Source organism: Sporosarcina sp. P12(2017), assembly GCF_002743035.1.
GTDB lineage: Bacteria > Bacillota > Bacilli > Bacillales_A > Planococcaceae > Sporosarcina > Sporosarcina ureae.
In genome coordinates this window covers 254,146-269,465 of sequence record NZ_PDYL01000002.1, presented here as the reverse complement: position 1 = coordinate 269,465, position 15,320 = coordinate 254,146, and the positions used below count along the sequence as shown (strand labels likewise).

The 15,320-nt window shown below is 40.0% G+C and carries 16 protein-coding genes; 9 read left to right on the top strand and 7 right to left on the bottom strand.

Annotated features, from left to right (window positions below; translation table 11 throughout):
* Positions 1-258: 258 nt before the first annotated feature.
* The 4 genes from CSV80_RS02795 to CSV80_RS02780 all read right to left on the bottom strand — a co-directional run bounded on the left by CSV80_RS02795 (position 259) and on the right by CSV80_RS02780 (position 3,146).
* Complete coding sequence (locus CSV80_RS02795; protein WP_233201496.1) at positions 259-1,449, bottom strand: MFS transporter; 1,191 nt, start codon at positions 1,447-1,449, stop codon at positions 259-261.
* 140 nt (positions 1,450-1,589) lie between these two features.
* Positions 1,590-2,045, bottom strand: a complete 456-nt coding sequence (locus tag CSV80_RS02790) for a TlpA family protein disulfide reductase (protein ID WP_029052437.1) — start codon at positions 2,043-2,045, stop codon at positions 1,590-1,592.
* An 89-nt stretch (positions 2,046-2,134) separates the two neighbouring features.
* Positions 2,135-2,677, bottom strand: a complete 543-nt coding sequence (locus tag CSV80_RS02785; protein ID WP_099669489.1) for a peroxiredoxin — start codon at positions 2,675-2,677, stop codon at positions 2,135-2,137.
* Positions 2,678-2,843: 166 nt separating this feature from the next.
* Positions 2,844-3,146, bottom strand: coding sequence for a hypothetical protein (locus tag CSV80_RS02780; protein WP_051210413.1), 303 nt, complete (start codon positions 3,144-3,146; stop codon positions 2,844-2,846).
* A gap of 200 nt (positions 3,147-3,346) precedes the next feature.
* On the opposite strand from CSV80_RS02780, the gene CSV80_RS02775 reads away from it, so the two are divergent.
* Genes CSV80_RS02775 through CSV80_RS02755 form a run of 5 tightly spaced genes read left to right on the top strand, consistent with a single transcriptional unit; the run spans position 3,347 to position 7,814 of the window.
* Positions 3,347-4,453, top strand: a complete 1,107-nt coding sequence (locus tag CSV80_RS02775; protein ID WP_099669488.1) for an ABC transporter ATP-binding protein — start codon at positions 3,347-3,349, stop codon at positions 4,451-4,453.
* On the top strand, positions 4,443-5,255 hold the full coding sequence (locus CSV80_RS02770; RefSeq protein ID WP_099669487.1) for an ABC transporter permease: 813 nt from the start codon (positions 4,443-4,445) through the stop codon (positions 5,253-5,255). Before CSV80_RS02775 ends, CSV80_RS02770 begins: the two co-directional genes overlap by 11 nt.
* On the top strand, positions 5,252-6,061 hold the full coding sequence (locus tag CSV80_RS02765) for an ABC transporter permease (RefSeq protein WP_099669486.1): 810 nt from the start codon (positions 5,252-5,254) through the stop codon (positions 6,059-6,061). Before CSV80_RS02770 ends, CSV80_RS02765 begins: the two co-directional genes overlap by 4 nt.
* Positions 6,045-7,118 (top strand): ABC transporter substrate-binding protein, encoded by a 1,074-nt coding sequence (locus CSV80_RS02760; RefSeq protein ID WP_099669485.1) that lies wholly within the window; start codon positions 6,045-6,047, stop codon positions 7,116-7,118. Before CSV80_RS02765 ends, CSV80_RS02760 begins: the two co-directional genes overlap by 17 nt.
* A gap of 36 nt (positions 7,119-7,154) precedes the next feature.
* A complete protein-coding gene (locus CSV80_RS02755) occupies positions 7,155-7,814 on the top strand; it encodes a potassium channel family protein (RefSeq protein ID WP_029052431.1) in 660 nt (219 codons plus the stop codon).
* 157 nt (positions 7,815-7,971) lie between these two features.
* Here the strand turns inward: CSV80_RS02755 and rnjA are convergent, their stop codons facing one another.
* The 3 genes from rnjA to def all read right to left on the bottom strand — a co-directional run bounded on the left by rnjA (position 7,972) and on the right by def (position 10,651).
* A complete protein-coding gene (gene rnjA / locus CSV80_RS02750; protein WP_029052430.1) occupies positions 7,972-9,639 on the bottom strand; it encodes a ribonuclease J1 in 1,668 nt (555 codons plus the stop codon).
* 3 nt (positions 9,640-9,642) lie between these two features.
* Positions 9,643-9,852, bottom strand: coding sequence for a DNA-dependent RNA polymerase subunit epsilon (locus CSV80_RS02745; protein ID WP_029052429.1), 210 nt, complete (start codon positions 9,850-9,852; stop codon positions 9,643-9,645).
* 241 nt (positions 9,853-10,093) lie between these two features.
* Positions 10,094-10,651 carry a peptide deformylase gene (def, locus tag CSV80_RS02740; RefSeq protein WP_099669484.1) on the bottom strand — a complete coding sequence of 186 codons (558 nt, stop codon included), beginning with the start codon at positions 10,649-10,651 and terminating at the stop codon, positions 10,094-10,096.
* 169 nt (positions 10,652-10,820) lie between these two features.
* Between def and CSV80_RS02735 the strand changes: the two genes are divergently transcribed.
* From CSV80_RS02735 to CSV80_RS02720, 4 genes are all read left to right on the top strand, one after another.
* Entirely contained in the window at positions 10,821-11,447 is a 627-nt protein-coding gene (locus CSV80_RS02735; protein ID WP_099669483.1) for a YkyA family protein, read from the top strand.
* 365 nt (positions 11,448-11,812) lie between these two features.
* The gene (gene pdhA / locus CSV80_RS02730) at positions 11,813-12,928 is read left to right on the top strand and encodes a pyruvate dehydrogenase (acetyl-transferring) E1 component subunit alpha (protein WP_099669482.1); all 1,116 of its coding nucleotides are present in this window, start codon (positions 11,813-11,815) and stop codon (positions 12,926-12,928) included.
* A 3-nt stretch (positions 12,929-12,931) separates the two neighbouring features.
* Positions 12,932-13,909, top strand: coding sequence for an alpha-ketoacid dehydrogenase subunit beta (locus CSV80_RS02725; RefSeq protein ID WP_029052425.1), 978 nt, complete (start codon positions 12,932-12,934; stop codon positions 13,907-13,909).
* Positions 13,910-13,943: 34 nt separating this feature from the next.
* Positions 13,944-15,317 (top strand): dihydrolipoamide acetyltransferase family protein, encoded by a 1,374-nt coding sequence (locus CSV80_RS02720; RefSeq protein WP_099669481.1) that lies wholly within the window; start codon positions 13,944-13,946, stop codon positions 15,315-15,317.
* Positions 15,318-15,320 lie beyond the last annotated feature (3 nt).

Below are 15,320 nucleotides of genomic sequence, written 5' to 3'. Positions count from 1 at the left end.
CTTAATTTCTGCAAAGTACACAGAAATACGGCAAAGCGAACCCTTCGTTGTTCGCTTGGCTCAAGCCACGCCCCTCGGAAAGCGTGCCTTTCGGAGTGCAGGGAAACGGGGTGAGATAGTTATGTCCCAGCCTCCTCGAGTGAAGACGAACTCTAGTAGTAATAGAGTTTGTCTTCGCTTTTTTGTATTATGCATAGTTTGTAACTAGTGGAAAGCGTCCATCTGGAATATTGCTACGGGCTTCTATCATGATACTGTTTATGGTGTTCTTGCAGACTCTATAAGTGACTTATTGTTCTTTGCCCAGGTCAACGCAAGAATAAAGCAAAGTAGTAGAATGATTGTGCCGACTATATAGGGTGATTCCATATTTATGTCAAATATGTATCCAGCTGTAGCAGGACCAATCATATTTCCTAAACTCATATAGGCATTCATCATACCTGCCGCGTAGCCTTGTTCTTTACCGGCAAGTTTCGAGACTAACGTGTTGACTGCCGGCCGTAATAACGCAGTGGTAGTAGAGAAAATCGTTGCGACCAAGAGAATAGTGAAGAATGTGTTGACGAATAAAATACCTAACATAGCAACAGCTGCTATGACTAAATTGATTAGAATGATACGCATTTCCCCAAAACGTTTGAACAAACGATCGATGACAAATGTCTGGATAATGACACCGACAAATCCGCCAACCGTAATAATGATTGCGATTTGAGAAGGTGTGTAATTGTATTTTTGGTCTACGTATAACGAGATGGTTGATTGAAAATTAGCTAATCCGAATGAAAATACAAACATGACAATCAGCATGACGAAATAAGGAGTTTGTGTGGATCTACGCATTTGCTGAAAGATGTTTTCGTTCATTGTGATCCCTTGCATAACAGGCTTAGGATTTGGTAGAAGCAATAAAGACACGATCGCTGCTAAAATAGATGCCGATGCGGCGAAATAAAATGGGAAGTATAAGCTGATTTTAGATAAAAAACCGCCGATTCCAGGACCTATCATAAAGCCTAAAGACATCGAAGCGCCAAGTAATCCCATTCCTCGACCACGGTTTTTAGTTGATGTGATATCAGCCACAAATGCCATTGTAGGCGGTACGATAAAGGCGGCACCGAAGCCTGAAAAGAATCGTGCAACGTAGAGCATCCATAGTTCAGTTGATAAACTGAAAGCTAGTTGAGAAAAACCATAGATAAGCAATCCGAAAATAATAATATTTTTTCTGCCGTATTTATCTGAAAGGTTTCCTGAAATAGGTGAGAAAATAAATTGTGCAAAAGAGAACATCGCAATTAATAGTCCAAGTGCGCGTCCTGCCACTCCAAAAGTAGCTAAAAATTCAGGCATAATGGGGATAATTAAGCCGACACCAGCCATGGCAATGAACATATTGAACATGAGAATGTAAAGTGCGATGTTTGTAGGGAGTTTATTCATTCGGTAGCTCACTTTCCAAAAACTTTTTACTAATCGTATCATAAATAAATTGGCAATGTCTGCAACGTGCTTAGTATGCCATATTAAGAGGAAAGTAGATGTAAAAAACGACTCCTTTAGCCGAGGAGTCGTTCGTAAGTTTAATCTTCTTTTTTCATTTCATCTAGTACACGATTCACACGTTTTTCAAGCATTTTCATACCACTACCGCCCGCTTGGAAGTGGCGTAGCTGACCATCTTTGTCAAAGACATAATACGCAGGAACATATTGGTTTTCAAATGCATCATTTAACTTTAATTCACTATCAACGAAAATCGGTTGTGTAATATCGTGCTCAGCTGCTACGTTCTTGATTTGTTCTAGATCAACGTCATCTTCTGAACGAGGCATGTGTACAGCCACAACATTCAGTTCATCTTTGTACTGATCTCTGAAATTGTTTACATCCGGCATCGCTTCTTTGCACATGTGACAACTTACAGACCAGAAGTGGATAAGTGTCGGTTTTTCTCCAACGAGTTCCGATTTAGAAGTTTCACCATTCAACCAAGTAGTAGCACCTTGAAGTTCAGGCATTTGTTCACGTAATTTCATCAAGAATTCCTCCTAGCTAAGTGGGTATATATTATGTGATAAAAAAATCCCCACGATTAGTGTAACGCGTGGGGATGGTTGTCCAAAAATTAAAGAGTTTTTTGACCTGGACGCCAGTTTGCTGGGCAAAGACCGCCAGTTTGTAGTGCTTGTAGTACACGAAGAGTCTCGTCCACGTCACGACCAATATTGTTGTGGAATACTGTCTGGTACTGAAGTTCGCCTTCAGGATTGATGATGTAAAGGCCGCGCAATGCAATACCTTCTTCTTCGATCAATACACCGTATTCACGTGAAACGGAATGGTTAGTATCTGCTGCTAGTGGGTATCTTAGTTGTTCAAGGCCATTGTCTTTACGATCCGTGTTGATCCAAGCAAGGTGAGTGTGGATAGTATCAGTAGAAACACCGATTACTTCTGCATCCAAGTCTTCGAACTCATCGTAACGATCCGACATTGCAGTGATTTCAGTTGGGCATACAAAAGTGAAATCCATTGGATAGAAGAAAAGAACTGTCCATTTGTCGTTTTTCATGTTTTCTTGTAAACTAACTTTACCAAAAGATTTGTCAGCTAGTACTGCCTCCATTGTGAAATCTGGAGCTTGTTTACCTACCATGCGTTCAGCCATTATATAAAACCTCCAATTAGTCTTTCGTACAACGACATGACTGTGTTGCACAAGTCTTATCTAGAATAACAAAGTTCCAATTTAAATTCAATTAGAGTGACTTGAAGATAATAACAATTATTATAAAGAGCGGTAAACCTTATATATTTAGGATCTGAGTATCTGTTTACTCAAAGTCTTGTTTGCAGTCAGAAGGTTTTACTGGGCGTGTTTGACACGTCTTGCAATTCGGATCGCAAATCATTTCTCGCCATTCATCGCAATCTTTGCAGTAACGTGCGTCAAATTCATCGCTATAATGTAATGGTTCCATGCACTCTACGCAATGAGAAGCCATCTCTTTCCACGTTCGGATTTTCTTATTGTTTACTAGAAAAATTCCTTCTAGATAATTTTCTCTTGTTGCGGGCTCGGCTTTTCGATTCCGCTTGGCATCAGAGTCCAGATAAAAAAATAAATGGTCTTCCAACTGAATCCCTCCTTAATATATGGTTTCATTCTACTATGTCATCTGCGAAAAAACAATTTTCATGACCATTTTCCTGCAGGCTGTTTTGTTATTCGACATTTTATAGATAGTTGATTTCACTATCATTTTGTGTATAATAAGTAAGTTTACAACTGTTCATTTATGATAGGAAATAATACGTTACATAAGGAGGAAATCTATTGACTACCGAACCGATTATTCGCTTTGAGAATGTAACAAAACGCTACAATGAATCGACAACTGTTCTTGATCGTGTTTCATTTGAAATGGAACGCGGTAAGTTTTATACATTACTTGGACCTTCAGGATGTGGGAAAACGACGATTTTACGTTTGATCGCAGGTTTTACAGAGGCGACAGATGGATCGATTTTCTTTAATGGAAAGAAAATCAATTCTGTACCCGCAAACGAACGCCAAGTGAACACGGTATTTCAAGACTATGCATTGTTTCCTCATTTGAATGTTTATGAGAATGTTGCATTTGGTTTACGCATAAAAAAAGTGAAAAAGAATGAAGTGGACCGCCGAGTTAAAGAAGCGTTGAAGTTCGTCAATCTGGAAGGGTACGAATCACGAGAAATCACTGAAATGTCAGGTGGGCAGCGTCAGCGCGTTGCGATTGCTAGAGCGATTATTAATGACCCTGAAGTGATATTACTAGACGAGCCATTGTCCGCGCTAGATTTGAAATTGCGTTCTGAAATGCAATATGAATTGCGCGAGCTCCAGCAGCGTCTTGGTAAAACCTTTGTTTTTGTCACACATGACCAGGAAGAGGCACTTGCGATGTCCGATGAAATTTTCGTCATGAATAATGGTGAAATTCAACAGTCAGGGACACCGATCGATATTTACGATGAACCGATTAACCGTTTTGTGGCAGACTTTATCGGTGAATCAAATATGGTGTCAGGAAGAATTATTGAAGATTATCTAGTGGAATTCACTGGGAAACAGTTTGCCTGCGTAGACGGCGGATTCTACCCCAATGAAAAGGTCGATATTGTCATTCGTCCTGAAGATCTAGAAATGACAACCGTAGAAGAAGGAAAATTAGGCGTCACCGTAGATACGCAATTATTCCGAGGAGTACACTATGAACTTTCAACGTATGATTCTGATGGTAATGAGTGGCTAGTCCATTCAACGAAACCAGCGGATGTGGGGACGTTAATCGGTTTGGATTTTGAACCGGCAGACATTCATGTTATGCGTCTGAATGAATCTGAAGCAGACTTTGATGCACGTCTGGAATCGTTTGGAGTGGCGGAAGATGAGGAATAAAAACCCGTTACGCTTTATATATGCCACACCGTATGCAGCATGGTTATTATTATTTGTACTAGCACCGATTGTTGTCATTGTGTATTATTCGTTTTTCGATCTTTCGGGTCATTTAACTTTGGCTAACTATCGGAACTTCTTTACATCGATCTATTTCAAATTAACGATGAGTTCGTTTTGGTATGCGTTTCTCATAACGTTTTTTGCTCTATTGATCTCGTATCCGACCGCCTACTTCTTGACAAAGACGAAACATAAGCAATTATGGTTGTTACTCATTATCATACCATCATGGATTAATCTGTTGTTAAAGACGTATGCATTTATCGGGTTGATGGGGAAGTATGGACCGATTAATGCCTTTTTAGAAGCAGTTGGTATAGGTGGTCAGCAAATATTATTCACTGATTTTAGTTTCGTGTTTGTTTCTGTGTATATATTTATTCCTTTTATGATATTGCCAATCTTTAATTCCTTGGATAAAATCAATCCTACTTTACTTGATGCCTCGAAAGATTTAGGAGCAAATGCATGGGTAACGTTTAAACGAGTGATTTGGCCTATGACTACTGATGGTGTGAAATCGGGTGTACAAGTTGTGTTCATTCCGGCACTATCTCTGTTTATGATTACGCGCTTAATCGCTGGTAATAAAGTAATTACACTCGGTACTGCGATTGAACAACAATTCCTCGTTACACAAAACTGGGGAATGGGTTCAACGATTGCTGTGTTTTTAATCATTTTCATGTTCTTAATTATGGTACTGACATCGGGCAAAAAAGGGGGCATCATTAAATGAGGAAACTGGGAATCTTGCCGAGAATTTATTTGGCAGCAGTCTTTGTAATTTTATATGCTCCGATTTTTTATCTCATATATTACTCTTTTAATTCAGGAGGCGGGATGTCGAATTTCGAATCCTTCACTTTAGAACATTATAAAGCGGTATTTCAGGATACGCGACTTCTAATCATTGTCTTAAATACGATCATTATCGCATTATTATCTGCACTACTATCTACCACGATTGGTGTGATTGGTGCGCTTGCCATTTACTTCATGAAAAATAAATCTGCACGTCAGACGGTATTGTCACTGAATAATATATTGATTGTTAGTCCAGATGTAATTATCGGTGCGTCATTCTTAATATTATTCACACTGATCGGGGTGAAATTGGGTTTTGCTTCGGTGTTAATTTCTCATATCGCTTTTAGTATACCGATAGTCGTCATCATGGTGTTGCCAAAATTGCTAGAAATGAGTACTACATTAATAGATGCAGCACTGGATTTAGGAGCTTCACGTAAAGATATACTGACACGTGTCATACTGCCTTATATTAAGCCGGGTATTTTCGCAGGATTTTTCCTCGCGTTAACCTATTCATTGGATGACTTTGCCGTTACTTTTTTCGTAACTGGAAATGGATTCTCGACATTATCCGTGGAAATTTACTCCATGGCCCGTACAGGAATCACTTTGACAATCAATGCACTGTCCGGCTTGATCTTCTTACTCACGATGGTCCTAGTGCTCGGTTATTATATAATCGGAAATAAAGCGAAATCACCTCAGGGGGGAAGAAATGAAAGGACTAATTAGCAGTGCGTTTGTGATCATACTCGTTTCTGGTCTCTTGTTATTCACTAATTATCAGCTCGAGCATAAGACGGGGCGGGCAGGCAAAGATACAATTACTGTGTACAACTGGGGCGAATATATTGACCCAGATCTTCTGAAACAATTCGAAGAGGAAGAGGGTATTAAAGTAATTTATGAAACATTTGATTCGAATGAAGGAATGATGGGGAAAATCGAACAAGGAGGAACTGCTTACGATGTGACAGTCCCTTCTGAATACGCTGTGCAGATGATGGAAGAGAAGGATCTATTACTGCCACTGGATTTCTCGAAAATCCCGAACATTAAACATATTGATCCATACTTCATGAATTTGCCGTTTGATCCAGATAATCAATATTCGATTCCATACTTCTGGGGAACTGTGGGCATCGCGTATAATGCCTCCTTATTAGAAGGTCAGACGTTTGAGAGTTGGGAAAGTTTATGGGATGCTTCATTGCGTCAAAGGCTTATTTTAGTAGATAGTGCACGTGAAGTGATTGGCGTATCATTAAATTCACTTGGCTACTCTTTGAATTCAACAAGTTTACAGGAGCTAAAAGAGGCGACAGACAAGCTGGAAACGATGGGGCCTAACGTCAAAGCTGTAATAGGTGATGAAGTCACGCAATTAATGGTTAATAATGAAGCGTCCGTTGCACTGACATGGTCTGGCCAAGCGGCAGACATGATCTATGAGAACGACGACATTGACTATATCGTGCCGGAGGAAGGCTCAAATTTATGGTTTGATAATATTGTCATCCCGAGAACATCTACGAATGTTGAAGGAGCGTATAAATTCATTAATTTCATGCTTGATCCTGAAGTGGCAGCACAAAATGCAGACTACGTAGGTTATTCCACACCGAATAGTTCAGCTTTGTTGTTTATGGATGAAGAAACAACGGGTGATGAACGATTTTATCCTGACGAAGAAGCAAGAAAAAACCTTGAGGTGTATGAAAATTTAGGCTTAGAAACACTTGGCGTGTATAATGAGTTATTCCTAAAATTTAAAATGGGATTGCGATAAGACGTATAACTATTCGCAATAGCGAGGAGTAAGTAGATGAAAAAGGAATTTGTAGTAATTGGCTTAGGACGTTTCGGAGGTAGTATTGTTAAGGAACTGATTGAACTAGAAGCAGATGTTATGGCGATTGATAAGTCAGAAGAACGCGTAGAAGAATACGCGAATATTGCCACGCAGGCTGTAGCTGTCGATACTACAGATGAAGCTGCATTACGTTCTTTAGGAATTCGGAATTTCGAACATGTGGTAATCGCAATCGGAGAAAATATTCAAGCGAGTATTTTGACTACACTAATTTTAAAGGAAATCGGTGTACAGCGTATTACAGTGAAAGCGCAAAATGACTATCATGAAAAAGTATTGCGTAAAATTGGAGCAGATCAAGTCGTTCACCCCGAGCGGGATATGGGGAAGCGAATTGCGAATAACTTGGTTTCAAATAATATACTAGATTATCTAGAGTTGTCCGATGAATACTCCATCGTGGAGATTCAGGCTAATAATCACATCGCAGGCTCTTCGCTGATCGATTTGGACATTCGTGCCAAGTACGGTGTGAATATTGTGGCGATCAAGCGTGGAACGCATATACTAGTGTCTCCACAGGCTATTGAACAGATAGAGGTTAATGACGTCCTGATTGTAATTGGTTCTGATCTGGATATTCATCGGTTTGAACGGAGGGCATTGCATTAAGCGTGGATTGTGGGAGAGCGCTGTTGATTTGCCATGAAATACTTATTGTATATGAAAATAAACTAAATAAAAAACTGAAGACATGCTCCTAGTTTATAGGAGTTGCCTTCAGTCTGGAGCAAGTGCTAACGTGCACTTGCTTTTTTGTATGAATTTTTTAGAGTTCCATGATGACGGGAAGGATCATAGGTTTACGCTTCGTTTTCTCGTATAAATACGGAACAAGTGTATCAATGATGTCGCCCTTCAGGTTGTTGATGGAATCAGGTTTAGCAGCCAGTTTGCGCTGTAATGTTTTGGACAGCATATATTGTGCTTCGTTGATCATGGCGCCTGATTCACGCATATAGACGAATCCGCGTGAAATAAGATCTGGGCCGGATACCAAGCGATTCTTTTTCGTATCAATTGTTGCTACCACGATGACCAGACCATCTTCTGAGAGAATTCGTCTGTCGCGTAGTACGACGTTACCGATGTCACCGATGCCGCTTCCGTCGATGTAAACATCGCCGGACGGTACACGTCCAGCAAGCCTGGCTGTCGAGTCAGTAAGTGCGAGTACGTCACCGTTACCCATGATGAAAATATTATCTGGCTCGACATCGCAGTCTATTGCGAGTTGAGAGTGCATATTCATCATACGGTATTCACCGTGAATTGGCATGAAGTATTTAGGTTTGATTAAACGTAACATGAGCTTTTGCTCTTCCTGTGACCCGTGACCGGATGTGTGGATGTTGTTTAATGGACCGTGAATAACTTCTGCACCTGCACGGAATAGTGAGTTAATCGCTTTGTTCACGCTAAGTGTATTACCTGGAATTGGTGAAGAAGAGAAAATAACAGTATCTCCAGGTTGTATTTGAACTTGTCTATGTGTACCGTTTGCGATACGTGATAGCGCAGCCATCGGTTCACCTTGACTACCCGTACATAAAATCATGACTTTATTAGCGGGAAGTCGGTTGAGCGATTGAGCATCGACGAATAAATCTTTCGGTGCATCAATATACCCGAGTTCACGACCGATGGTAATTGCGTTATCCATACTACGACCGAAGACAGCGATTTTACGGCCGAAAATCTGCGCTGATTCAATCACTTGTTGCAATCTATGGATATTGGATGCAAATGTAGCGAAAATAATCCGGCCATCTACTGTACGGAAAATATCATTTAGACTTTCTCCGACTTTGCGTTCAGACATTGTGAAGTTAGGTACTTCTGCATTTGTACTGTCTGATAGCAAACAAAGTACACCTTCACTACCGATTTTGGCCATCTTATGCAAGTTAGCAGGTTCGCCGACAGGTGTAAAGTCGAACTTAAAGTCTCCTGTATGGACGATGTTACCGGATGGAGTTTTAACCACCACACCGAATGCGTCAGGAATACTGTGCGTAGTTCTGAAGAATGATACTGCTGTTTTACGGAATTTGATAAAATCATCTTCTTCAATTTCATGAATTTCCGTAGTTCGCAACAATCCGTGTTCTTCCAACTTATTGCGAAGTAATCCAATTGCTAGTTTTCCGCCATAGACGGGAACATTCACTTTGCGTAACAGGTAGGGAATTCCCCCGATATGGTCTTCGTGACCATGTGTAATGAAAAGTCCTTTAATCTTATCGATATTGCGTTCGAGGTACGTGTAATCTGGAATTACATAGTCGATACCTAGCAATTCATCTTCAGGAAATTTGATTCCGGCATCAATAATGATGATTTCATCTTGGAATTGTACACAATACGTATTTTTACCGATTTCACCTAGTCCGCCTAGGGCGAAAACGGCTGTTTCATTGTTTTTAATAGATTTCATTGATTAGACCTGCTCAACGTGAAAGTCTGGGGAGGCTTGTTCATATGTTAAATGCTCGCCTTCCAGCTTTTGCACGTATTCAATCATAAGATCGCGATCTTTCAGTTGATCACGGACTTCTTTTTCTGTTTCAGCTTCTACATACAAGCTGAGTGTGTTCTCGCGGACTGGGACTTCGTGTACGTTTAAATGGTAATATACTTTGAAAATCATGTTTAACTCTCCTTTTTACGTTCCTAATAATACATATCATCAATAATAGCATGCAATTTCCCTAAAATAAAGAAAAGCCCACCAATTTAGTTGGCGGGCGTAAAAGTCTAAGCAATCGTCTTTTTACCGAGCAGGCCATTAAGTCGTCTTAGCAATTTGCGTTTTAGACGTTTATACATGGCATCATCACTCCTTGACAAGACTGTAACAGAAAAACTTTGCTCTGTCAAGTTTAAGTGCTTTACTCTCTGTCAAATGCTGTCGCACCAGGGATGTCTTTGTATGGAGCGCTCTCGTCAATATGGTCATAGAACATAATGCCGTTCAAATGATCCAATTCGTGTTGGAAAGCAATTGCGGGCAATCCCTTTAAACGTTTCTTGATAACATTTCCTTCCTTATCAAGTGCTTTCACGGTAATTCTTGCATAACGGGGAACGTAACCGGGCACTTCACGATCTACTGATAAACAGCCTTCACCGGTCTCTATATAGGTTTTTTCAACAGAATGGCTAATGATCTTCGGATTAATAGCTATAAAGTTTTCCAATAAATTATCACCGTCAGGTATATGCAGAGCGAAAATTCTTTTGGATGCATTCACTTGTGGGGCGGCCAATCCGATCCCTGAACGTAAGCCGTATTTTTCACCCAACTTGTCATCTTGGCTATTTACGACATACTCCAACAGATCATCGCATAGTTGACGGTCTTCATTACTTAGAGGAAAGCTCACCTCTTTTGCTTTTAAACGCAATGTAGGGTGACCCTCTCGGATAATATCATTCATTAAAATCATTTCTACTCTTCCTCTCGGATATATTAGATATTGTATAGTCTTTCGTATACGGGTAGCCGATGTATATTAAGGGTATATAATCATAATAACCAACTTCCTATTATACAGTATAAACGAATGAGAAAAATGGTGAAAGAGAAAAGTATATAAAGCGTCAGGAGGGTATTTAATGAAGAAAGTATTGTGTGTATTGTTCATATTCCTTCTACTAAATGGTTGTTCCCGAGAATCGGAAGTAACTCAACAATATACCGATTTACTTATTGCGATGAATGAAAAAGAAAAACAAGGGAACAACTTTGGAAGGAAGTTATTTGAGAAAGAGCAGAAAGAACAAGTGTTGTTCATTGAGACAATGGAACTGACTCAACATCAATATCAGGAAGTGAAACAGCGAGTAGGCGCGTTGAAAAAGTCTGCACATGAACGAGCTTTATTGTTAGAGAAAGAGGAAAGTGCTTTACGTGAATCGAAGAAAGTTGTAGACCAAATGTCAGCATGGATCGAGCAAGTAGATTTAACTAATCAATTAGATGAAGTGGTGGAACTGTATTATGAACGTTCTGAAATACATGAAACATTCATAATGCAGTACAAAAAGCTCATAGACAGTCAGGCGCAATTATATACACAAATTGAAGATCGATCTATCCGTGAGCATGAACTGCAAAAGCATGTCAATGAAGTAAATGATTTAATTACTTCCAGTCAACAGTTACTTTCGGAATTGAATGAAGCGACTAAGGAAGTAAACAGAATAACAGCCCGCGCTTTAAAAAGTTTAAAACAGCAGTAAAGAGGAAATGTAAAGTTTAGAGTCAAAACTGTAAAAATAAGTGAAACGTATACGGTAACTTGGGATAAAAAAGTCTTCAGGAATGTAGAGGGACTTGTAATTTAAAATTGCTATCTGGATGCCAAATGAAGACTTCTATGAATGCTGATTGCGTAGTGTGTGTCGCTAAAAAAACATTGTTGTACCAATACAGAAACGATATTGTATTAGTACAGTATGTTATTTGAAAAGTGTAAAAAAGAGTGAAAGTCTTTGATTACAATGGTTGACCAAGCGCTCGGTTTTGCGTATACTAAAAAATATAAGAAGTTGTATTAACTTTATTTGAAAAATATATAATACAGATATGAAGGAGAGATTAAGATATGGTAGCTAAAAAAGGTAATCAGTATGATCCAGTGAAAGCGCTTCAACTGATCGAGAGCCAATTTGATATGGTGCAAATATTGAACGAAGAAGGAAAAATCGTGGATAAGGACTTAGATCCGAAACTTCCAGATGAAGAATTAGTGGAATTAATGAATCGAATGGTTTATACACGTATTCTTGACCAACGATCTATTTCATTAAACAGACAAGGACGTCTTGGATTTTATGCTCCGACAGCAGGACAAGAAGCTTCCCAGTTAGCTTCTCAATATGTGTTGGAAAAAGATGATTTTATTCTCCCGGGATATCGTGACGTACCCCAGTTATTATTCCATGGTTGGCCGTTGCACATGGCATTCCTGTGGTCAAGAGGGCATTATGCAGGAAGCGTTATTCCTGATGGACTCAATATCTTCCCGCCACAAATCATCATTGGTGCACAATATGTACAGGCAGCTGGTGTAGGATTAGGCTTTAAGAAAAAAGGGGAAAAATCAGTTGTCATTACGTACACAGGTGATGGCGGAACATCGCAAGGTGATTTCTATGAAGGATTGAACTTTGCCGGTGCATATAAAGTACCTGCTATCTTCGTCATTCAGAATAACCAATATGCAATCTCCACACATCGTGATGTACAGACGGCGGCTAAAACACTCGCTCAAAAGGGTGTAGCGGCAGGCATGCCAAGTGTACTTGTAGATGGGATGGATCCATTGGCAGTATATGTTGCGACACGTGACGCAAGAGAACGTGCAGTAAATGGAGATGGACCAACATTAATTGAAACAATGTGTTACCGTTACGGTCCTCATACTATGGCTGGTGATGATCCAACACGCTACCGTACATCTGATATTGATGATGAATGGGAAAAACGTGACCCGATCGTTCGTTTCAGAACATATTTGGAAGCTAAAGGTATCTGGTCTAAAGAACAAGAGGAAAAAGTAATTGAACGTGCGAAAGAAGAGATTAAAGAAGCTATTAAAAAAGCAGATGGACAGCCTAAACAAAAAGCAACAGACTTTATGAAAATTATGTATAAGGGCGAAATGCCGTTTAACTTACAAGAACAATTGGATGCGTATGTTGGAAAGGAGTCGAAATAACCCATGGCAGAATTAACAATGATTCAAGCGATTACAGATGCACTTCGTACAGAGCTGAAAACAGATGAAAACGTATTGCTGTTCGGTGAAGACGTAGGCGCAAATGGAGGTGTCTTCCGTGCGACGGAAGGCCTTCACAAAGAATTCGGAGAAGAGCGGGTGTTTGATACTCCATTAGCTGAATCTGGTATTGGTGGATTGGCGATTGGACTAGCACTTACTGGTTTCCGTCCTATTATGGAAATTCAATTCTTTGGTTTTCTATTTGAAGTAATGGATTCCGTGAGTGGACAAATTGCGAGAATGAACTTTAGAACAGGTGGACATTTCAATGCGCCAATTACGATTCGTGCGCCATTTGGTGGAGGTGTAGCGACTCCTGAAATGCACGCGGATAGCTTGGAAGGTCTTGTAGCGTCACAACCTGGTTTAACAGTGGTAATTCCGTCGACTCCGTATGACGCAAAAGGATTACTCATATCTGCGATTAAGAGTGACGATCCTGTAATTTTCTTGGAACATATGAAACTATATCGTTCATTTAGACAAGAAGTTCCTGAAGAAGAATATTCTATACCTTTAGGAAAAGCTGATGTGAAACGTGAAGGTAAAGATTTGACGATTGTCACTTACGGCGCAATGGTTCAAGAAAGCCTAAAAGCGGCCGAAGCACTTGAAAAAGAAAATTACTCAGTGGAAGTAATTGATTTACGTACGATTCAGCCTCTTGATATAGAAACAATCATTCAATCTGTTGAAAAAACGAACCGTGCAATCGTAGTACAAGAAGCACAGCGACAAGCAGGAATTGCTGCTAACGTAGTAGCTGAGATTACTGAACGTGCGATCTTGAGCCTAGAAGCACCTGTGCTACGTGTGACAGCACCTGACACGGTATATCCATTTGCAGCGGGCGAAAATACATGGTTGCCTAATGCGAAAGACATTGCAGCGAAAGCAAGAGAAGTTCTGACATTCTAAAAACATATTGGACAAACCAGGAAGGGTGAATTACGTGACTTATGAATTTCGATTACCAGACATTGGTGAAGGTATACACGAAGGGGAGATCGTCAAGTGGTTCGTAAAACCAGGCGATGAAATCCAGGAAGATGATACATTACTAGAAGTACAAAACGATAAAGCCGTAGTAGAAATTCCATCACCTGTATCAGGTACAGTAGAAGAAATTTATGTTACTGAAGGTACTGTAGCAGTGGTTGGAGATAAATTAGTCCGCTTTGATGCACCGGATCACGGTATTCCGGATCATGAAGAGGATGAAGAAAGTGCGGACTCTTCTAAAGAAGAAGCGAGTGCAGAAAAATCTCATGAACAAGTAGGAGAAGCGCTTGGTAGCGTAGATTCCAAGAAACCTGAACAAGCATCTGAAGAACAACTACCGGCAGAAACGCAAAAAGAACAACCAGTCAAGCCATCTACTAGTGAGGTGGATGAAAATCGCCGAGTTATCGCGATGCCGTCTGTTCGTAAATATGCACGTGAACAAGATGTGACGATCGCGCAAGTTGCAGGTAGCGGGAAAAACGGTCGCGTGTTAAAAGAAGACATAGATTCATTTAAAGCGGGAGATCAACAGCAACCTGTTAAAGAAACGACTGATTCACAGCAAAACACGGAATCATCTTCAATTTCAGAGAAACAAGCTCCTATCTTTGAAGGTGAATTCCCAGAGACTCGTGAGAAATTATCTCCTATGCGAAAAGCTATCTCAAAAGCCATGTCGAATTCCAAGCACACGGCTGCACATGTTACATTGCTGGATGAAGTCGATGTGACTGCACTAGTTGCACATCGCAAAGAATTCAAAGCAATTGCCGCGGAGAAAGATGTGAAGTTAACATATCTTCCGTATGTAGTAAAAGCGCTCGTAGCGACACTGCGCGAGTTCCCTCAACTTAATACGTCATTGGACGATGAGACAGAAGAATTAATTCAAAAACATTATTATAATATTGGAATTGCAGCAGATACAGATCGCGGGCTAATGGTGCCAGTCGTGAAAAATGCTGATCGTAAGTCAATGTTTGCTATTTCAAGTGAAGTGAATGAACTCGCCGGAAAAGCGCGAGACGGGAAACTTCAAGCAGCAGAAATGAAGGGTGCATCCTGTACAATCACGAATATTGGTTCGGCAGGTGGACAATGGTTCACACCGATAATTAATCATCCAGAAGTAGCTATTTTAGGTATCGGAAGAATTTCTGAAAAACCTATAGTAAAAAATGGTGAAATTGTAGCGGCACCTATGTTAGCATTATCTTTAGTATTTGATCACAGAGTGATTGATGGCGTAACGGGACAATTAGCGTTAAACTATCTTAAGGAATTAATTAGTAATCCATCACTTTTATTAATGGAGGCGTAAATC